Origin of the sequence: Pseudoduganella lutea, from assembly GCF_004209755.1 — a bacterium.
Taxonomy (GTDB): Bacteria; Pseudomonadota; Gammaproteobacteria; order Burkholderiales; family Burkholderiaceae_D; genus Rugamonas; species Rugamonas lutea.
Genome location: NZ_CP035913.1, coordinates 266,266 through 286,336 on the forward strand (window position 1 = coordinate 266,266; position 20,071 = coordinate 286,336).

The window sequence follows — 20,071 nt, forward strand, 5'->3', positions numbered from 1 at the left end:
GCCATCGGGGCCAATGGGCCGGCGCATGCCGCGCCCGGCATTGCCGCCCAGCGATCCGTCTCCCGCATTCATCCCGCCGACGCCGGATTCCTCCCCGATTCGCGGCCGTTCGTCGCATGGGTGAAAGCAGGATTGCCAGCGCCGCTAGAATGGCGGCAAGTCCAACACGAGGATGCAATGAGCTCTCCCGATTTCCCGCCGTTCAACGCGCCGCCCTTACCGAAAGTGGCGCATGACCGTCGCCTGGTGCGCCGCTATCTGCTGCAGTCGGCGCTGCGCTTCAATGCCGGTTCGCTGCTGTTCGTGTCGCTGGCGGTCGCGCTGCTGCCGCTCGGGCTGGATATCGGCCCGGCCGCGCCGGGCGAATCCGGGGTACGCAAGCTGAACCCTTACCTGGTCGGCGGCGTCGTGCTGGCCGTGATGCTCTGGCTCGCGCTGCTGTCCAGCGGCATCGCCCGCGGCTTTCTTTCCCGGCTGGCCGAGGAAGGCAAGGCGCTGTCCGCCGAGTGGCTCGCATCCACGGTGACACGCCGCATCGAGGCGCCGTTCAATCCCTACACCACCTTCGACCTGTGCACGGAAACCCTGTCGGGACTGGCGCTGGGCACCGCGCTCGGCTACGCCGGTCCGCCGGCGTTTTTCCACGACCCGTTCAAGGGCCGGATCGTGCTGGGCCGCTGGCGCCCGCTCGCGCTGGGTCGCCATATCGAGGTGAAGGTATCGACCGAGCTGGGTCCCAGCTGCCGCATCGAGCTGCGCAGCCGCCCGGGCCTGGCCTGGTTCGCGATCCAGCAGGGCCAGTCGCTGAAGGCCGCCGAGACGGTGTGCGCCCAGCTGCGCCAACACCTCGAGCGCCACGCGGCCGCGCTGGAAGCGGCACGCCGGGAACGCGAGCTGGAACGCACGTCGCTGCAGGCGCGCCTGTCGGCGCTGCAGGCCCAGGTCGAGCCGCACTTCCTGTTCAATACCCTGGCCAACCTGAAATACCTGATCCGCACCGACCAGCAGGCCGCGCAGGACATGCTCGACCACCTGGTCGGCTACCTGCAGAACGCGCTGCCGGACATGCGCTCGGTGTCCTCGACCCTGGGCCGGGAACTGGATCTGGCCAGCGACTACCTGGCGATCATGCGTATCCGCATGGGCGAGCGCCTGCGCTTCGACGTCGCCGTGGACGAGGACTTGCGCCGCCTGCCGTTTCCGCCGGCGATGCTGATCTCGCTGGTGGAAAACGCGGTCAAGCATGGCCTGGAACGGGCCAGCCGGCCCGGCCTGATCACCATCGACGCATGGTGCGAGCGCAGGAACGGCGGACAGCTGCTGAGCGTGTCCGTGGTCGACGACGGCGTCGGCTTGACCGAACAGGCCGGCGAAGGCACGGGCCTGGCGAATATCGCGGAACGCCTGATGCTGCTGTACGGGCGCGAGGCCAGCCTGGTCGTGGAGCCCGGGATGGAACCTAATGCAGGGCAAGGCGATGCACGGGGTGTGAGGGCCGTGCTGACGGTGCCCGTGGCAGGAAGGGACGCGTGATGCCGACTGCCCTGATCGTCGAAGACGAGCCGCTGCTGCGCGCGGAACTGGCGGACCAGCTGCACATCCTGTGGCCCGAGCTGCACATCGCCGGCCACGCCGCGAACGGCATCGACGCGGTGGCGGCCATCGACGCTTTGCGGCCGGACATCGTGTTCCTGGACATCCAGATGCCCGGCCTGAACGGCATGGAGGTAGCGCGCCACATCCCCGAGTCCTGCCAGGTGGTGTTCGTCACGGCCTACGCGGACTATGCGCTGGCCGCCTTCGATGCCGGCGCGTCCGACTACCTCGTCAAGCCTTTGACGACCGCGCGCCTGCTGCAGACGATCCGCCGCCTGAAGTCGCGCGCGGCCGCAAGCCCGCCACCGGTCGTGTGGGAAAAGCTGTTCGAGCGGGAGCGCGCGCCGGTGTACCTCAAGTGGATCAAGGCGTCGAGCGGCAACACGGTGCGGCTGGTGATGGTGAGCGAAGTGCTGTACTTCCAGTCGGACGGGAAGTACACACGGGTGGTGACGGCGAACGGCGATGCGCTGATCCGGCTGCCGCTGAAGACCCTGCTCGAGCAGCTCGACCCGCAGCAGTTCGCGCAAATCCACCGCAGCGCCATCGTCAACCTCCAGGCCGTCGACCGGATCGAACGCAACGACCACGAAGCGCGCGCATGCGCCAGCGTGGAAGTGATCCTGAAAGGCCGGGCCGAGCGCCTGGCCGTCAGCGAAGCCTTTACCCGGCAGTTCCGCCAGATGTAGCCCGGACCCGGCCGGGTGAGGCAGTGAACGCAGGCGATGGCCAGTCGTGCCATCCCGCGGTGTCACTGCCGACACATACCGGGAATCGTCATTCCGAAGCGCTCGATGAGCCGCTGGATCGGCTGTGGACAACGCCGCCGATCGGGCACGCGCGCGCCATCGGCAAACCCATTGATGTCAACCAGGAGGAGAGAGAGAAATGCAGAAGAAATGGATCGTCATACCGTCTTTGCTGGCGCTGGCCATGGTTGGGGCAGTCGTCACCCAGCCCATGTGGCGGCCGCTCTGGGAAAGGGTCAATCCGCCGCCGAAGATGGCGATCGATCGCGCGATGCGGTCGCAGACCATCGATACGCTGGTGGCAAAGCTGAACGAGCACTATATCTTTCCCGACAAGGCCCGGGCGATCGAAACGGTGCTGCGCCAGCGCCAGCAAGAGGGCAAGTACGATGGCTTGACGGATGGCGAACAGCTGGCAAGGCAGCTGACGAACGACGTGCGCGGCGTGGTCCACGACCTGCATATGGCGGTAGAGTTCAGCCCCCGGCCGGTCCCGCCCGAGCCGGTCGGGCCGCCCCCCGCGACGCTGGCGGAGTGGGAACGGTCGGCTCCCCTTCCCCTGCGGCTGTTCCGTCACGTATCGGACCTTGACGTCGAGAAGGTCGATCACCTGGACGCCGGCATCGGCTACCTGCAGCTTTCCAGCTTCCCGCCGCATTTCCTCGTGGCCGAAAAATACGCCAAGGCGATGGACAAACTCGCCGACACCAGGGGCCTCATCGTGGACCTGCGCGACACCCGCGGCGGCGACCCGCGATCGGTGGCCCTGCTGGTCAGCTATTTCGTCGACCAGCGTACCCGCCTCAACGACCTGTGGGACCGGCGTACCAACGTCACCACCCGGCAATGGACGGTGGACAAGCCTGGCGGCAAGCGCTATGGCGGCAAGAAACCGGTCGTCATCCTGGTCGGCCCGGGCACGATATCCGGCTGCGAAGACTTTGCCTACACGATGCAGGCACTGAAGCGCGCGACGGTGATCGGCGAGCGGACCTGGGGCGGCGCCCACCTGGCGCGGCCTTTCCGGCTCGGCGAGCATTTCTTCGCCGTGATTCCCGACGTGCGCCCCGTCAGCCCGCTTACCCAGACCAACTGGGAAGGCGTGGGTGTCATCCCGGATATCGCGGCAAAGCCGGATCAGGCGCTCGCGGTGGCCAGGGACCTGCTGCAGCGTCGGCTTCACGTAGACGCCCCGCTCGTCGCCGCGGGACATTGATTGCGCCGCCATGGCGTCCCGGCGTGCCCGGGCGTCGAGGATGCCTGCCGGATCGCGGAAATTACAAGGTCGATGACAGCAAAGTCAACTACAGCCGGATGTAGTCGAAACGCACGTAGGAAATTTACGTAAATTCCGTTGTAATTTTGTTGCAAGCTACATTTCCATTGACAGCCGCTTGGCGATTGAACAATATTTGGAAAAGTCACGGCATGCCGCGCGCGCAGCGGCAAAGCTCGGGATTCGCCAATTTTTATATCGGCGCTCCGACGAGCCCCCCGATGCGGGAGGCATGCCGGCCATGAACCCAATATTCTTGAATCCATCGCCATGCAAACAAGCGCTCTCCACGACCACAGCGAACCAGCCCTGCCCACCGCGACCCGCCTGCCGGACCCGGACAAGGATGCACCGTTGAAGGAAGACATCCGCCTCCTCGGCCGCCTGCTCGGCAACGTGATCCGCGAACAGGAAGGCGATGTCGTGTTCGACGTGGTGGAAACGATCCGCCAGAGCGCCGTGCGCTTCCGCCGGGAAGACGACCTTGCCGCGGGCGCCGAACTGTCGGCGCTGCTCGCCAACCTCGCGCCCGAACAGACCAATGCCGTGGTGCGCGCGTTTTCCTATTTTTCGCACCTGGCCAACATCGCCGAGGACCGGCACCACAACCGCCGTCGTCGCGCCCACCTGCTGGCCGGTTCGGCGCCGCAGCCATCGACCGTGGCGCACGCGGTCATGCGGCTGAAGGAAGCGGGCGTGGGCAGCGACGCCGTCGCCTCGTTCCTGCGCGAGGCGCTCATCGCGCCGGTGCTGACTGCCCACCCCACCGAGGCGCAGCGCAAGAGCATCCTCGATGCCGGACACGCGATCGCCGCCCTGCTCGCCGAGCGCGACCTGCCGCTCACGCCCCGGGAACGGGAGCGCAACGTGCGCCTGCTGCAGGCGCGCATCGCCACGCTGTGGCAGACCCGCATGCTGCGCTATGAAAAGCTGACAGTCGCCGACGAGATCGACAACGCCCTGTCCTACTACCGCACCACGTTCCTGCGCGAACTGCCCGCCCTGTACGACGATGTCGCGCGCGAGATCGCGCACGGCTACGGCGGCGCCGCGCTGGAACTGGGCGACGCCGACTACCTGCAGATGGGCAGCTGGATCGGCGGCGACCGCGATGGCAACCCGAACGTCAACGCCGCCACGATGCGCCACGCGCTGCTGCGCCAGTCCGCCACCATCCTCGAGTTCTATCTCGACGAAGTGCGGGCACTGGGCACCGAGCTGTCGACGTCCACGCTGCTGGTGCCGGCCAGCGACGCCTTGCTGGCACTGATCGAAGCGTCCCCCGACGATTCGCCGCACCGCAACGATGAACCGTACCGCCGCGCCCTCATCGGCATCCATGCGCGCCTGGCCGCCACCGCGCGCGAACTGGGCGTAGCGGAGACTCCGCACAAGGCGGCCGACGCCCTGCCCTACCGCGATGCCGCCGAGCTGCAGGCGGAACTGTCGGTGCTTGCCGCGTCGCTGGCCGCCAACAACGGCGCGATCCTCGCGGAGCCGCGCCTCGATGGCCTGCTGCGCGCGGCGCGCATCTTCGGCTTCCACCTGGCCTCGCTCGACATGCGCCAGGGTTCGGACGTGCACGAGGCGGTACTGGCCGAGCTGTTCGCCCGCGGCGGCGTCGAAGCGGACTACGCGGCGCTGGAGGAAGACGCCAAGGTGGCGCTGCTGCTGGGCGAACTGTCCAGGCCCCGCCTGCTGTTCTCGCCGTTCCTGGAGTATTCCGGGACCACCGCTTCCGAGCTGGAGATCCTGCGCACCGCGCGCGAACTGCGCCAGCGCTTCGGCGCGCGGGCCATCCGCCAGTACGTCATCTCGCACACGGAAACCGTGTCCGACCTGCTCGAAGTGCTCGTGCTGCACAAGGAAACGGGCCTGCTGCGCCCGCAGGACATGCGCGGCGACGTGATGGTGGTGCCGCTGTTCGAAACCATTCCCGACCTGCAGCGCGCCGCCGGCATCATGGCCGACTGGATGGCGCTGCCGCCGGTGGCGCAACTGATCGGCCACCAGGGCCGCCTGCAGGAAGTGATGCTGGGCTATTCGGATTCGAACAAGGATGGCGGCTTCCTCACGTCGAACTGGGAGCTGTACCAGGCGGAGCTGAAGCTGGTGGACGTGTTCGCCGACGCCGGCGTGCGCCTGCGCCTGTTCCATGGCCGTGGCGGCACCGTGGGCCGCGGCGGCGGCCCGAGCTACGAGGCGATCCTGGCCCAGCCGCCGGGCACCGTGAACGGCCAGATCCGCCTGACCGAACAGGGCGAGATCATCGCCTCGAAGTTTTCCAATCCCGAGATCGGGCGCCGCAACCTGGAACTACTGGTGGCCGCCACCCTCGAGGCGGGCCTGCTGCCCGCCGGCGCCGGTCCTCAAGCCACGGGACGGCTCGCCACGTTCGAACACGTGATGGCCGACCTGTCGCAACGCGCCTACCACGCCTACCGCGGCCTCGTGTACGAGACCCCGGGCTTCACCGACTACTTCTTTGCATCGACACCGATCGCCGAGATCGCCGAACTGAACCTGGGCTCGCGCCCGGCATCACGCAAGTCGACCCGGCGCATCGAAGACCTGCGCGCCATTCCGTGGGGCTTCTCGTGGGGCCAGTCCCGCGTGCTGCTGCCCGGCTGGTTCGGCTTCGGCTCCGCCATCGCCGGATGGCTCGACGATGGTGACCACGGCAATGGCGGCGACCGCGAGGCGCGCCTGGCCACCCTGCGCGAGATGGGGGAACAGTGGCCATTCTTCGCCACGCTCCTGTCGAACATGGACATGGTGCTGGCCAAGACCGACCTGGCGATCGCTTCCCGTTATGCCGCGCTGGTGCCCGATGCCGACCTGCGCCAGCGCATCTTCGGGCGCATCGCCGGCGAACACGCGACAACCCTGCGCTGCCTGGAACTTATCACCGGCAAGGGCGAGCGCCTGGTCGACAATCCGAGCCTGGCACGCTCGATCCGGAACCGCTTCCCTTACCTCGATCCGCTGAACCACCTGCAGGTCGAGCTGATCGGCCGCCACCGGGCACACCCCGCAGCGCCGGAGGATCGCCACAACCGCGTGCACCGCGGGATTCACCTGTCGATCAACGGCGTGGCGGCGGGATTGCGCAACACGGGTTGACCAGCGCCCGGCTGGAGGATCGTGCAATGAATCCGGACACATGGCCGATGCGCGCATAGCCGCCGGCCGGCATGATGGGAGCCCGTGCTTTCCACCATGGAGGACCATCATGCTGACCACCATCGATCCCACCGGCAAGGCCGCAGCGTGCGGCGCAAGCCCATGGCGGCTGCGCAACGGGCGCGCATTTGCCATCGCCTTGCTGCTGTCGGCCGGCGCATGCGCAGCCGCCCGGCCGCCCGACACCGCGAGCAACCGCCAGGCCGTCGACGCGGCCTTCCAGCGCTGGGCGGCCGGCGGCAGCGGCTTCTTCGACGAAATGCTGCACGAAGACGTGGTGTGGACGATCGCGGGCAGCGGCCCATCGGCCGTCACCTACCGCGGCAGGCAGGCATTCCTGGACAGTGCGGTAGCACCGTTTGCCGCCAGGATGGCCGCACCGGTCCGGCCGGTGGCACGGCAGGTCTGGGCGGACGCGGACCATGTCATCGTGCGCTGGCGCGGCGAGGGGACGGCCGGCGATGGCCGGGCCTACCACAACAACTACGTCTGGATCTTCCGCATGCGCGGCGGTCGGGCGATCGAGGCGACCGCCTTCCTTGACCTTCCGGCCTATGACGACGTGCTGCGGCGCGTGGCGCCACGGCCCTGAACGCGAAGGCTTGCCCGCCTGGTTGGCGGGCAAGCCTTGGAGCGGGTTGAGGATTACTTCATCCAGACGGCGTAGTTGTTGCCCGACGCCTGCAGCGTCCAGCCGCTGCCCGGGCTCCAGCTGTTCGGGCCGATCTTCATGGCCAGCTGGCGCGACGTGCCGGTGACGGTGGCCGCATACAGGCCCTGCGTCGCCTGATGGATCGTCACCGCCGACGTCGAGTGCACGCCGGCCGCCTTGCGCGCGTTGATCAGCGCGGCGATCGGCGCCCTCAGGTTCCAGTCATACACGTGCGGGTAGAACACGGTCGGAATGCCAGGGTGCGACAGTACGTAGGCATAACCTTGCATCACGCTGCCGCATGGCACCGGCCAATGGTTCTGGCCCGTGCCGCAGCTTTCCGCCGGCCCCGTGTCGTGGTTGTCCACGAAGGTCACCGACATCGCCGGCCACCAGCCGATCGCGCCCTGCGGCTTGCCGGCGCTGTCCTTCAGGCGCCAGTAGTTGCCGTTGGCGAGCGCATCGTTCAGGATCGCCTTCGTGGTGAAGTCGAACGCGCCGCACGACGAACCGGTGCCGTCGATCCAGTTCATGATCGCCTGGCGGTGGGCATTCATGTCGTTGGGATTGAAATCGCCCCACAGTTCGCCCACGCAGAAGTCCGGCGCGAACGCGTTCGCATACTTGCCGGCGTACGAAGCGTTGAAGCCTTTCACGTAGTCGAAGCGCAGCCCCGTGAAGCCGGCCTGCTTGATCGGGCCGTTCAGCCACGTGATGATGCCGTTCTGCGTCTGGGCCACATTGGTGTGATCGAGATCGCGCCCGGCGTTGAAACCGTCGCCCGTGTCGGCACTCCCCAGGCCGCAATTGCACTCGTCGCCATTGACGACGGCGTGCGTGGTCCATGTGGGATTGGTGAAGTCCGACCAGCCGTTCGTGCCCACGCGGTGGTTGACGACGATGTCGGCGACGGACTGGATGCCGCGGTTCTTCAACGCGGCCACCACGCCCGTCAGTTCGGCCGGGCTGCCATAGGCGGACATCAGCGAATTGAGCTGGCGCGGCAGGTAACCCTCCTTCGCGCTGGAATCGGATGGTGGCGGGAACCACACGTGCGTGATCCCCAGCGCGGCCACGTCGTCGACGCGGTCCGTCAGCGTGTTGTACCAGTCCGGCCGCGTATAGCCGGCCGAATGCCAGTGGAACCCCTGCAGCAGGATGGCCTTGCTGCCACCGGCCTGCTGCTTCGGCGTTGCCGCTCCCGCGTGGGCCACGGCCGACATCAGGCCTGCCGCCACGATGGCGGTAACGATGCGTTTCTTCATTGGTATCTCCTCCAAATGATCAGACCTGCCCGCGCCGGACATGCCCGCTCGCGGCAGGCGAGTAGTCTGACTACATACCGCGTGTAGTCCAGTTATAGGATCTTGTATCTGCGGTAAACGAAGTCTTGGCTATTAGAGGGATCATGTCAACCGAATTCGAGTTTAATGATGTAGTTTCAATACATTCCCTTCCGTGAATTGGTGGTGATTCGGCAGGCCCTCCCGGTTTCAGCCCGACGCGCGCGCCAGCACGGCGGCCATGCGCGCCATCGCATCGGGTGCGATCCGCACGCGGGTGCCATCGAAGTCCGGTCCCCGCGTGGCGTCCAGGCCCATGCGCGAAGTCGTCCCGATGCCCGACGCCGACGGGTCGAGCGCGCTGCCGGGCAGGCCGTCGACGATGACGACATCGCGGTGCGGCTGCATGTGCGTGGCCATCGCCCACAGCACCTCGCTGTCGCGCGTGATGTCCACGTCGTCGTCGACCGCGACCACGGTCTTCAGGTAAGGGTCCCAGCCCAGCAGGCCAAGCATGACCTGGCGCGCCTCGCCAGGGCGGCTCTGCCGCACCGCCACGTAGGCGTGGAAGTGGGTGCCGGAACTGGGGTAATGCACCGAGGTCACGCCGGGAAAGCGTTCGCGCAGCTTTTCCACCATCTCCGATTCGCGCGGGATGCGGCCCAGGTTCAGGTGTTCTGCCGAATTGCCGCCCACCACATCGACCAGCACCGCGTCGCGCCGGCGCAGGATCGACTCGACGCGCAGCAGGTTGTTCGTGGAACGGTCCGACGAGTAGCCGGAAAATTCGCCGAACGGCCCTTCCGGCACATGTGCCTCCGGGTCGATCACGCCTTCGAGCACGAACTCGGCGTGGGCCGGCACCGCGATGCCGTACTTCGGCGTGCGGACCACCTGCAGCGGCGCGCCCAGCAGGCCACCGGCCACGTGGCGCTCGTCGACGCCGAAGGGCAGCCGCGCGGCCCCGGCCAGCATGAACAGCGGATGCGCGCCGATCACCATCGCCACCGGCAGCGGGCTGCCCCGCTCGCGGGCGATCTGCAGCAGGCGCCACAGGTGGCCCCGCGAATGCAGGCTGGTGGCGATCTCGGTGGGGCTGTGCAGCGTGGAGCGGTGATAGCTCATATTGCCCACGCCCGTGTCCGGATGCTCGGCCACGAGGATGGCATTGGTGATGTACGGCCCGCGGTCGGTGGCGAAGTGCTGCACGACGGGCACGCTGCGCAGGTCGATGTCGCCCTGCTGCACGCTGTCCGTGACCGGGCCGCTGTCGACCAGCAGCGGCGGCACCAGCCTGCGGCTGCGCGCCTGGTATTCGGCATGGATCTGCGCGGCCGGCACGCCGAGCATGCGCCCGACGCGCTCGCGCGATGCAAAGATGTTGGTGACCAGCGCCGTGTCGATGCCGCGCACGCGTTCGCACACCAGCAGCGGATGCCGGTCCTGCGCGGCAAGCTGCCACACCAGCGCGGTGACGTCTTCGCCGCCGGCCAGCTCCTCGCGCACGGCCAGCACGTCCTGCGGGTACAGTTCGCGGTACTGGCTGAGGAATTGATGGAAGTCCTGGGGGATCATGTCTGCCCTCTTTCATTGGTTGCGGCGGCGCGCCCTTGCCGGGCGCGCCGCCTTCGGTTGCTGCTTGCTGCCTGCCGGCGCTTACCTCAGGCCCGCATAGGTATCGGTCAGCCGCAGCTGCGCCTCTTCCAGCGTGCGTGGCGGCGGCGTGGTCTCGATGCCGCAAAGCCGGGCGATGTTGTTGCCCATGTAGTCTTCCAGCCCATCCTCGTCCAGTCCCATGCCGTGCGGCGGTTCGGAGCACAGCACTTCGAGCTCGCGCAGCCACATGCCCGGTTCGTTCGGCGGCGAATCGGTGCCGAACACGATCTTGTTGCGCGGCAGCTGCTTGGCGAATTCCACGATGCGCGACTGGAAGCACCAGCCGGATTCGCACACCACGTTGGGCGTGTCCATCGCCATCCAGAACGCCTCGAACGAATAGTTGCCGCCTGTCTGGATGCCGAAGTGGCCGATGATGAAGTTCACCATCGGGAATTCGCGGATGATCGGGTAGAACATCGTCGGGATCGTGTACGGCCCGTCACCCGTGTGGATCAGCACCACCACGTTGTGCTTGGCGCACATCTTCATCGCGGGGCGCAGCCAGTCGAGGGCGCGGTCGGGCCGGTAGCCGTGCATGTTGGCGTGCAGCTTGAGCATCTTGAAGCCGTATTCCTTCACGTGGTACTCCAGCTCCAGCGCGCCTTCTTCCGGGCCCCAGCGCGGATTGAACGTGAAGTTGCCGATGAAGCGGTCCGGGTACTTCTGGCACAGTTCCGCGATGTAGGCCATGTAGTCGCGGATGCCGTCGCGGCCGCGCCGGTTGCCGTCGCGGTAGCCCGTGTTGCCGGGCGGTGGCTGGATGAAGCCCATGTCGATGCGGCGCGGCTTGCCGTTGATCATGTAAGGGCCGTCCATCATCTTCAGCAGGCGTTCGCCGGTGAAAGGCTCGCCCGTGTGGCGCCATGCCTCGTCGACCAGGTTGGTGGGGTGCAGGTGGGTATCGATGATCATGTCAAATTCCTGTGATGTTGGCCGCTCAACGGTCGTTGATGCGCGTGATGGGGTGTCCGATGTCGAGGCGCGCCTGGGCTTCGGCCACGGTGCGCGGCGGCGGGCTCGGTTCCAGGCCGACCATGCGGGCGACGTTGTTGCCGAGGTAGTCCTCGAGCGTGTCCTCGTCCAGGTTCAGGCCCTGCGGCGGTTCGAAGCACAGCACCTCGAGCAGGCGCAGCCACATGCCCGGTTCGTTCGGCGGCGTGTCGGAGCCATACAGGATCTTGTGCTTCGGCAGCACCTTGGCGAATTCGACGATGCGCGACTGCAGGCACCAGCCCGATTCGCAATACACGTTCGGCAAGTCCATCGCCAGCTGGAACGGCTCGAAGCAGTACACGCCGCCCGTCTGCACGCCGAAGTGCGCCATGATGAAGTTCACGGTCGGGAACTCCTTGATCATCGGCACCCATTCGGTCGGAATGCTGTACGGGCCGTCGCCCGTGTGCAGCTTGACCAGCACGCCCAGTTCCGCGCATTTCTCCAGCGCGGGGCGCAGCCAGTCGAGTGCACGGTCGGGCCGGTAGGCGTGCATATTGGCCTGGAACTGCACCATCTTGAAACCGTACTCGCGCACATAGCGCTCGATGGCGCCCACGCCGTTCTGCACGCCGCAGCGCGGGTTGTAGACGAAGCAGCCGATCAGGCGGTCCGGGTACTTGCGCACCATCTCCAGCGTGTAGGCCATGTAGGCATCGATGGATTCCGTGCCGGATTTCTCGCCGTCCGTGTACGTGTAGATGGTGTTGCCCTGGGGCGGCTGGATGAACGCCTTGTCGATGCGGCGCGGCTTGCCGTTGATGATGTACGGGCCGTCCATCATCCGGATCAGGCGTTCGCCGGTGAATGGGTCGCCATCGTGGCGCCAGGCCAGGTCGACCAGGTTGGTCGGATAACAGCTGGTGTCGATGATCATGGGATCTCCTCACAATTGCTTCAGGTAAAAGGCGGTCTTGCTGATTCACGCCTCGCTTAACTGGAGAATTGCCAGGGGCGCATTCATGGGACGAATGGCCGCTGGCGGTTCCTCCGCCAGTGAGCAATCTCCCACCGGGTCACTGGCCCTGCATCGCCAGGTGCACCGGTTGAACGCTTCTACCCACTACTGGTACTGCTGATTTGTTTTACTGCTTACTGTTTTACTGCTTTACTGCGTTACTGCTTCTTTGCTTCACTGCGTTACTGCGTTACTGCTTCACTTCTTCATCGCCTTGCCTGATCTGTTGCCGCAGCGCTTCGGTCACTGCCCGATCGTCCGCACCAGGTGCAGCACGTCGGCGCTGGCTTCGGCACGCAGCTGCGCCATGTCCAGGCCGGGGATGGCATCGTCCTCCACCAGCACCCGCCCCGCCCCCAGCAGCCATTTCAGGCGCGGCCTGCCGGCCGCCACCACGGGGCCGATCGCCATGTCGTGCAGCCCGAAGTAACGGGGCGCGTCGAGGTCGTAGACCGCCAGGTCCGCCGCCTGCCCTACCGCCACCGTGCCCACGCCATCGAAGCCCAGCACGCGCGCGCCACCCTCGCTGGCCCAGTTCACCACCTGCTCGACCGACACGGTGTCGGCACCCGCTTCGCCGTCGCCCGCCGGCCGTGGCCGCGTGGCGGCGCCCGCGTGGGCCCGGTGCATCAGCCAGCAGAAGTGCACCTCGCTGAGCATGTCGGCCGCCTCGTTGGACGCGGCGCCATCCACACCGATCGACACCGCGCCTCCCAGCCGGTGCAGCGCCGGCGCCCGGGCCACGCCATCGGCCAGGCGCGCATTGCTTTGCGGGCAGTGCGCCATGCCGGTGCCCGTCTGCGCCAGCAGCCGCAGTTCCGCATCGGCCAGGTGGGTCAGGTGGGCCAGCGACACGTCCGGCCCCAGCCACTCGTGCTCGGCCAGGAATTCGATGGGCAGGCAGCCGAATTCGGCGCTGCAGTGCTCCATGAAGCTGACCGTTTCGGACATGTGCGTGTGCAGCGGCACGCCCATGCGGCGCGCGGCGCGGGCGATTTCGCGCAACTCGCCCCGCGCCACCGAGACCGTGGCGGTCGTGGGCGCCATTGCCACGCGGGTGCGCGGTCGCGGTCCGACCTGGTGGTAGCGCCCGGCGATGCGCTCCACGTCGGCCACCATGCCGTCCAGCGTTTCCGGCGGCACGTAGGTGCTGGCATCCGCTTCCAGCTTGCGGGTCACCGTGCCGCCGCCCCGCTGCAGCATGAAGCGCACGCCCAGCTTGTCCGCCTCCTCGAACAGCGCGGCCGACGGGTCGTAGCCCAGGTCCGGATGGTAGATGTAGTGGTGGTCGGCGATCGTCGTGCAGCCCGACATCATCAGCTCGACGATGCCGATGCGCGCCGCCAGCCGCAGCCGGTCTTCGTCGAAGGCGCGCCGGTAGATGAACGGCACTGCCTGCAGCCACGGGCTCAGTGTCAGGTTGATCCCGGCCGGCACGCCCTTGAGCAGCGACTGGAACAGGTGGTGATGGGTGTTCACCCAGCCCGGATAGATCACGCAATCGCGTGCGTCGAGCACCCGTTCGTCCGGCTGGCGCTCCAGGGCGCGGCCCATTTCCGTGATGACGCCGTCCGCGATGCGCACATCGGTGGCCGTGCTGCGGGCCGCGTCGCCGCGGGCGCCGGTAAGGATGCTGTGGGCATCCCTGATCAGTAGTTTGTTGCTCATGGTCGATCCTGTCTGGTCTATTTGGGTGGCGTGCCGTCGATGCCGTTGACGAGGAAATTCATCTTGTCCAGCTCCGCGGCGCCCAGCACCTGGCCCGCGGCCACGCGCTGCTTGCCGGACTGGTCGAGGATCGGGCCGGCGAACGGGTGCAGCCTGCCTTCGGTGATGTCCTTCTCGGCGGCGGCGAACTTTTCCCGCACGTCGGCCGGCACGGAAGCGTTGAGCGGGGCCATCTTGATCATGCCCTCGCGCAGGCCGCCCACCGTATGCGCCGCCTTCCAGCGGCCGGCCAGCACGTCCTCGATCGTCTTCGTGTAGAAACCCGTCCACGTCTGCACCACCGAGGTCAGGTTCGTCTTCGGGCCGAAACGGCTCATGTCCGAGTAATAGCCCACCGTGGGAACGCCCTTTTCCTCCCCGGCCGTCACCACCGCGACCGACGACGTGTCGTAGGTGAGCAGGTCCACGCCCAGCGTGAGCAGCGTGTTGGCGGCGGCACGTTCCTTGCCCGGGTCGTACCAGGCGTTCACCCAGATCAGCTTGACCTGGGCATTCGGGTTCACGCTGCGCATGCCCAGCGTGAACGCGTTCAGGCCCTGCAGCACCTCGGGAATCGGGAAGGCGCTGACATAGCCGGCCAGCCCCTTCTTGCTGAGGTGCCCGGCCAGCACGCCTTCCAGGTAGCGGCCCTCGTAGTAGCGGGCGTTGTAGGCCCCCACGTTGGGCGCCGTGCGGTAGCCGGTGCCGTTCATGAAGATCACCTTCGGCGCCTGGCGCGCCACCTTGATGGTCGGTTCCATGAAGCCGAACGAGGGAGTGAAGATCAGCTTGCAGCCTTCCTGCACGAAGTTGCGGATCACCCGTTCGGCGTCGGGCCCTTCGGCCACGTTTTCCACGTACTTCGTCGTGACCTTGCCCGCCATGCTCGTGGCGATGGCCTTGCGCGCCTGCTCGTGCTGGTAGGTCCAGCCGCTCTCGCCGATGGGGTTCGAGTACAGGAAGCAGGTCTTCATGGGCGCGGCGGGCGCAGCGTTGGTGGCGGTGGTGGCCGCCGCGCCGGCCGACATGGCCAGCAATACCGGCAGCGCCGCCATGGCCGGCAGGCACCGTGGTCGACGTCCATCCTTGCGGACATCCTTGCGCGAATCGTATGGCATGTTGTGTCTCCTTTATTGTCGTGATTCAGGCGTCGGGCCGGAATGGCTGCCCCAGCGATGCGGGCGAATGCAGCCTGATGGTGTGGGCGTTGCGTGAAATGAGGACCAGCACGGCGATGGTGGCGATGTATGGCAGCGAGGACATCAGCTGCGCCGGCATGTCGAGCTGTACACCCGAGCCCTGGACGAACAGCTGGGCGATCATCACGCCGCCGAACAGGTAGGCGCCCAGCACGACGCGTAGCGGCCGCCAGGTGGCGAACACCACCAGGGCCAGCGCGATCCAGCCGCGCCCGGCCACCATGCCTTCCGCCCACAGCGGCGTGTAGAACACCGAGATGAACGCGCCGCCCATGCCGGCCATGGCGCCGCCGAACGCCACCGCGGCATAGCGCAGCGTAATGACGCGGTAACCCACGGCATGGGCCGACGACGGCGATTCGCCCACCGCGCGCAACACCAGGCCCCAGCGGCTGCGGTACAGGAAATACAGCACCGCCGCCACGATCGCCCAGGACAGGTACACCATCGCCTGCTGGTTGAACAGTGCCGGGCCGAGCACGGGAATGTGCTCCAGCAGCGGTACCGGCACCGGAGCGATCATCGGCAACGGCGTGGACTCGAATGGCTTGCCGATGAAGGCAGCCAGGCCCACGCCGAACAGCGCCAGCGCCAGGCCGGAAGCCACCTGGTTGGCCATCATCGTCAGCGTGAGGAAGCCGAACGCCAGCGCCATCACGCAGGCCGCCGCCATGCCGGCCAGCACGGCCAGCACGGGGCCGCCCCCGGACAGCGCGACGGCGAAGGCCGTCACGGCGCCGATGGACATCATGCCTTCGGCACCCAGGTTCAGTACCCCGGCCTTCTCCGTCACCAGTTCGCCCATGGCGACGAGGATCAGCGGCGTGCCGGAGACGATGGTGGCGGCCAGCATCGAGGCGATCAGGTGGTTTTCCATGGCAGTTTCCCCGGGTTGACGGTGCGATCGAAACGGATGCGGTAGCCGATGAACAGGTCCGCGCCGAGCAGGAAGAACAGCAGCAATCCCTGGAACACCTTCGAGATCGACGATGGCAGGTTGATGAACTGCTGCGCCTGTTCTCCGCCCAGGAACAGCAGCGCCATCAGCAGGCTGGCCAGGCAGATGCCCACCGGGTGCAGCCGCCCGACGAAGGCGACGATGATGGCGGCGAAGCCGTAGCCGCTGGAGATCGACTCCGTCAGCTGGCCCATCGGGCCGGCCACCTCGGCCACCCCGGCCACGCCCGCCATGCCGCCGCTGGCCAGCATGCCGATCCAGATTGCGCGGCTGGCCGAGTAACCGGCGTAGCGCGCCGCCGCGTCGGCCTCGCCGGCCACCTGCATCTGGTAGCCATAGAAGCTGCGTTCCAGGAACACGTAGCCCACCGCCAGCGTGGCCAGCGCCACGAGGAACGCCGCATTCAGGCGCGTGCCCTCGACGAGGATGGGCAGCAGCGCGGCATCGGCGAACATGCGGGTCTGCGGGAAGTTGAACCCGTCCGGATTCTTCCACGGCCCGTGCACCAGCCACGATGCGGCGAACTGCGCGATGTAGACCATCATCAGGGTGACGAGGATCTCGTTGGCCCGCCAGCGCGTGCGCAGCAGGGCCGGCACGGCCGCCCACATGCCGCCGCCAAAGGCGCCGGCCAGCAGCATCAGCACCCACGTCCACGGGCCGCCGTCGCCCGCCTGCAGGGCCACGCCCGTGGCCGCGATGGCGCCCATGACGAACTGCCCCTCGGCACCGATGTTCCACACGTTGGCGCGGTAGCCCACGGCGAGGCCGATGCCGATCAGCATCAGCGGCGTGGCCTTGAGCAGCAGTTCGGTCAGCGCGTGCATGTCGCGCAGCGGGTTGAGGAAGAACACCCGGAAGGCGGTGAACGGATCCTTGCCCAGCGCGGCGAACAGGAACAGGCTGGCGAACAGCGTGAGCGCCACCGCGGCCAGCGGCGACACGTAGCGCATGGTGGCCGATGCGCTGGGGCGCGGTTCCAGTTTAAGCAACATGGCTGTGCCCCTTGTGCGTGCAGGCCGCGCCGGTTCCACGATGGGTCCACGGTTCGAGTTCGCCGGCCGGTGGCGTATCGTCCGATGCATCATCCTGGCAGTTCCCGCCCGCATCGACCGCATCGGACACGTTGCCGCCGTCATGCCACACGCCGCTCATGCGCAGGCCCACTTCCTCGACGCTCGTGTCCCGGGTGGGCGTGGCGGGCGACAGCCGGCCGCCGGCGATGACCGCGATACGGTCGGTGATCTCGAACAGCTCGTCGAGTTCCTCGGAAATCACCAGCACGGCCGTGCCGTTGCTGCGCAGGTCCAGCAGCGCCTGGCGGATGAAGGCGGCCGCGCCCACGTCCACGCCCCATGTGGGTTGCGCCACGATGAGGATCTTCGGACATTGCATGATCTCGCGCCCGACGATGAACTTCTGCAGGTTGCCGCCCGACAGCGAGCGGGCCTGCGATTCCGGACCGCCGCACTTGACGTTGTATTTCTCGATACAGTGGCGCGCCAGCTCGTGCATGGCTTGGATCCGCACCAGGCCGAATTTCAGCAGGCCACTGCCGTAGGCCGTCAGCAGGCCGTTGCGGGCCAGCGACATGCGCGGTACCGCGCCCCGCCCCAGCCGTTCCTCGGGCACGAAGCACAGGCCGAGCGCGCGGCGCCGTCCCGGCGACAGGTGCCCCGCAGCGGTGCCGCAGATGCGGATCGCCTCCCGCGCTTCCAGCGGCGCCTCGCCCGACAGCGCGTACAGCAGCTCCTGCTGGCCATTGCCGGACACGCCGGCGATGCCGACGATCTCGCCGGCCCGCACGTCGAGCCGGATGTCCCGCAGGGCCACGCCGAACGGGTCGGGCGATTGCTGCGACAGGCCGCGCACGGCCAGCCGGACTTCGCCATCCTCCCGGGCGGCGCCCCGCGTGCACTTGGGCAGTTCCTTGCCGATCATCAGCCGCGCCAGCGATGCCAGCGTTTCCTCGGCCGGGATGCAGGCGCCCGTGACCTTGCCGGCCCGGAGCACGGTGGCGCCGTGGCACAGCTCGCGGATCTCGTCGAGCTTGTGGCTGATGTACAGGATGCTGCAGCCCTCGGCCGCCAGCTGGCGCAGCGTGGTGAACAGCGTGCGCACCGCCTGCGGCGTCAGCACCGACGTCGGTTCATCCATGATCAGCAGCTTCGGGTTTTGCAGCAGGCAGCGGATGATTTCCACCCGCTGCCGTTCGCCGACGGACAGGCCATGCGCCAGGCGGCACGGATCGACCGGCAGGCCGTAGCGCATCGAGACGGCGCGGATGCGGGACGCCAGGTCGTCCAGGTCCGGCTTGCCCGGCAGCGACAGCGCCACGTTTTCCACGACCGTCAGCGTCTCGAACAGCGAGAAGTGCTGGAACACCATGCCGATGCCCAGGCTGCGCGCATGCGCGGGGCTCGTCACCCGCACCGGCTGCCCTTCCCAGGCGATCTCGCCCTCGGTGGCCTGCGTGACACCGTAGATGATCTTCATCAGCGTGGACTTTCCCGCGCCGTTCTCGCCCAGCACGGCATGTATTTCACCGGGCATCACCTGCAGGTCGATGCCGTCGTTGGCCACCACGGACGGGTAGACCTTGCGGATGCCCCGGAGTGCCAGCCGGGGAACGCCCTGCGCCATGTGATCGGTCGTCATCATGCCTCCAGCACGGCGGTTGCCGGCACGGCCAGGCACCAGTCGAGGCCCGACTTCAGCGTGTCGCGGTCGAGGTTGCGGCCGATGAACACCAGCTTGCTCACGCGCGACCCGCCGGCGGGCCAGGTGTCGGCCGGGCGCAGGTCCAGCACGCGGTGCACGGCCTGCAGCACGTGGCGGCGGCCGTCGCCGGCGATCGCCAGGATGCCCTTCAGGCGGAACAGGTCGTCGCCCTGCGCCTGCAGCAGCTGTGCGAGCCAGGCGTCGAGCAGGCGCCGGTCGAATGGCGCGGCGAACGTCAGCGAGACCGATTCGACCGACGGATCGTGGGAATGGCCGTGCGCCTCGGCGCGGTTGCCGGGCGCCTCGCACACGCCCCCCGGGATATCGGCGTGAGAGGCGTGCGCATGGGCATGGGCATGGGACGCGTGATCGCATTCGTCGCCACCGCATTCATGGGCGTGAGCATGCGAATCATCACGTACATGAGCTTCGTGCTCGTCGAGGAAATGCGGATCGACCAGCGCGGCGCCGGAATCGAAGCCGCCGATGCCGAGCACCTGGCCCAGGTCCACCTGCGCATGGCACGAGTACAGGATGCGGGCGCCCTGGTTGATGGCGCGCATGCGTTCTTCCAGCGCCCTTGCTTTGGCGGGTTCGACGAGGTCGGTCTTGTTGATGATGACGCGGTCGGCCGCGACGATCTGGTCGACGGCCTGGTTGTCCATGCCGGCCAGCGCCGGATCGTCCAGGTGCCCCTCGATGTGCAGCGCGTCGACCAGCGTCACCACGCCGTCCAGCCGCAGCCGGCGCGCCACGTCGTTGTCCATGAAGAAAGTGGCCGCGACCGGCGTGGGGTCGGCCAGGCCGCTGGTCTCGACGATGATGTGGTCGAACTGTTCCGGCCGTGCCAGCAGCGCCTGCAGGATGCGCACGAGATCCTTGCGCACGTCGACGACGCAGCAGATGCAGCCGTTCGTCATCTGGAAGATTTCCTCGCTGGAGGCCAGTACCAGGTCGGAATCCACGTCCACCGCGCCGAACTCGTTCTCGATCACGGCGATGCGCATGCCGTGCTGCGCCGTGAGGATGTGGTTCAGCAGCGTTGTCTTGCCCGCGCCAAGAAAGCCCGTCAGGATCGTCACCGGGATGGTTCCTGCCGCGCCGGTTTCATGCATCATTGTTGTTTGATTCATATTG

At 67.4% G+C, this 20,071-nt stretch carries 15 protein-coding genes; 5 read left to right on the plus strand and 10 right to left on the minus strand.

Translation table 11 applies throughout. The features are described 5' to 3' along the window. Positions 1–177 precede the first annotated feature (177 nt). From EWM63_RS01120 to EWM63_RS01140, 5 genes are all read left to right on the plus strand, one after another. Entirely contained in the window at positions 178–1,533 is a 1,356-nt protein-coding gene (locus EWM63_RS01120; RefSeq protein WP_130184905.1) for a sensor histidine kinase, read from the plus strand. After that, positions 1,533–2,285 (plus strand): LytR/AlgR family response regulator transcription factor, encoded by a 753-nt coding sequence (locus EWM63_RS01125; protein ID WP_130190101.1) that lies wholly within the window; start codon positions 1,533–1,535, stop codon positions 2,283–2,285. Before EWM63_RS01120 ends, EWM63_RS01125 begins: the two co-directional genes overlap by 1 nt. A gap of 199 nt (positions 2,286–2,484) precedes the next feature. Beyond that, on the plus strand, positions 2,485–3,561 hold the full coding sequence (locus EWM63_RS01130; RefSeq protein ID WP_130184906.1) for a S41 family peptidase: 1,077 nt from the start codon (positions 2,485–2,487) through the stop codon (positions 3,559–3,561). A gap of 330 nt (positions 3,562–3,891) precedes the next feature. Beyond that, the gene (gene ppc / locus EWM63_RS01135) at positions 3,892–6,744 is read left to right on the plus strand and encodes a phosphoenolpyruvate carboxylase (RefSeq protein WP_130184907.1); all 2,853 of its coding nucleotides are present in this window, start codon (positions 3,892–3,894) and stop codon (positions 6,742–6,744) included. A 109-nt stretch (positions 6,745–6,853) separates the two neighbouring features. Continuing rightward, positions 6,854–7,396 (plus strand): nuclear transport factor 2 family protein, encoded by a 543-nt coding sequence (locus tag EWM63_RS01140; RefSeq protein ID WP_130184908.1) that lies wholly within the window; start codon positions 6,854–6,856, stop codon positions 7,394–7,396. A gap of 53 nt (positions 7,397–7,449) precedes the next feature. Here the strand turns inward: EWM63_RS01140 and EWM63_RS01145 are convergent, their stop codons facing one another. From EWM63_RS01145 to EWM63_RS01190, 10 genes are all read right to left on the minus strand, one after another. Beyond that, complete coding sequence (locus tag EWM63_RS01145) at positions 7,450–8,721, minus strand: glucan 1,4-alpha-maltotetraohydrolase domain-containing protein (protein WP_130184909.1); 1,272 nt, start codon at positions 8,719–8,721, stop codon at positions 7,450–7,452. 228 nt (positions 8,722–8,949) lie between these two features. Then, positions 8,950–10,314 (minus strand): UbiD family decarboxylase, encoded by a 1,365-nt coding sequence (locus EWM63_RS01150; RefSeq protein WP_130184910.1) that lies wholly within the window; start codon positions 10,312–10,314, stop codon positions 8,950–8,952. 81 nt (positions 10,315–10,395) lie between these two features. Next, entirely contained in the window at positions 10,396–11,310 is a 915-nt protein-coding gene (locus tag EWM63_RS01155) for an amidohydrolase family protein (RefSeq protein ID WP_130184911.1), read from the minus strand. 25 nt (positions 11,311–11,335) lie between these two features. After that, positions 11,336–12,268 carry an amidohydrolase family protein gene (locus tag EWM63_RS01160; RefSeq protein ID WP_130184912.1) on the minus strand — a complete coding sequence of 311 codons (933 nt, stop codon included), beginning with the start codon at positions 12,266–12,268 and terminating at the stop codon, positions 11,336–11,338. 324 nt (positions 12,269–12,592) lie between these two features. Beyond that, the gene (locus tag EWM63_RS01165) at positions 12,593–14,017 is read right to left on the minus strand and encodes an amidohydrolase family protein (protein ID WP_130184913.1); all 1,425 of its coding nucleotides are present in this window, start codon (positions 14,015–14,017) and stop codon (positions 12,593–12,595) included. A 17-nt stretch (positions 14,018–14,034) separates the two neighbouring features. Next, entirely contained in the window at positions 14,035–15,174 is a 1,140-nt protein-coding gene (locus EWM63_RS01170; protein WP_229487664.1) for a BMP family ABC transporter substrate-binding protein, read from the minus strand. A 25-nt stretch (positions 15,175–15,199) separates the two neighbouring features. Beyond that, entirely contained in the window at positions 15,200–16,132 is a 933-nt protein-coding gene (locus EWM63_RS01175; protein WP_130184914.1) for an ABC transporter permease, read from the minus strand. Next, positions 16,117–17,205, minus strand: a complete 1,089-nt coding sequence (locus EWM63_RS01180; protein WP_130190103.1) for an ABC transporter permease — start codon at positions 17,203–17,205, stop codon at positions 16,117–16,119. Before EWM63_RS01180 ends, EWM63_RS01175 begins: the two co-directional genes overlap by 16 nt. Next, positions 17,198–18,874 (minus strand): ABC transporter ATP-binding protein, encoded by a 1,677-nt coding sequence (locus tag EWM63_RS01185; protein WP_130184915.1) that lies wholly within the window; start codon positions 18,872–18,874, stop codon positions 17,198–17,200. Before EWM63_RS01185 ends, EWM63_RS01180 begins: the two co-directional genes overlap by 8 nt. Then, positions 18,871–20,067, minus strand: a complete 1,197-nt coding sequence (locus EWM63_RS01190) for a CobW family GTP-binding protein (protein WP_229487665.1) — start codon at positions 20,065–20,067, stop codon at positions 18,871–18,873. The genes EWM63_RS01185 and EWM63_RS01190 overlap by 4 nt, the downstream gene beginning before the upstream one ends. Positions 20,068–20,071 lie beyond the last annotated feature (4 nt).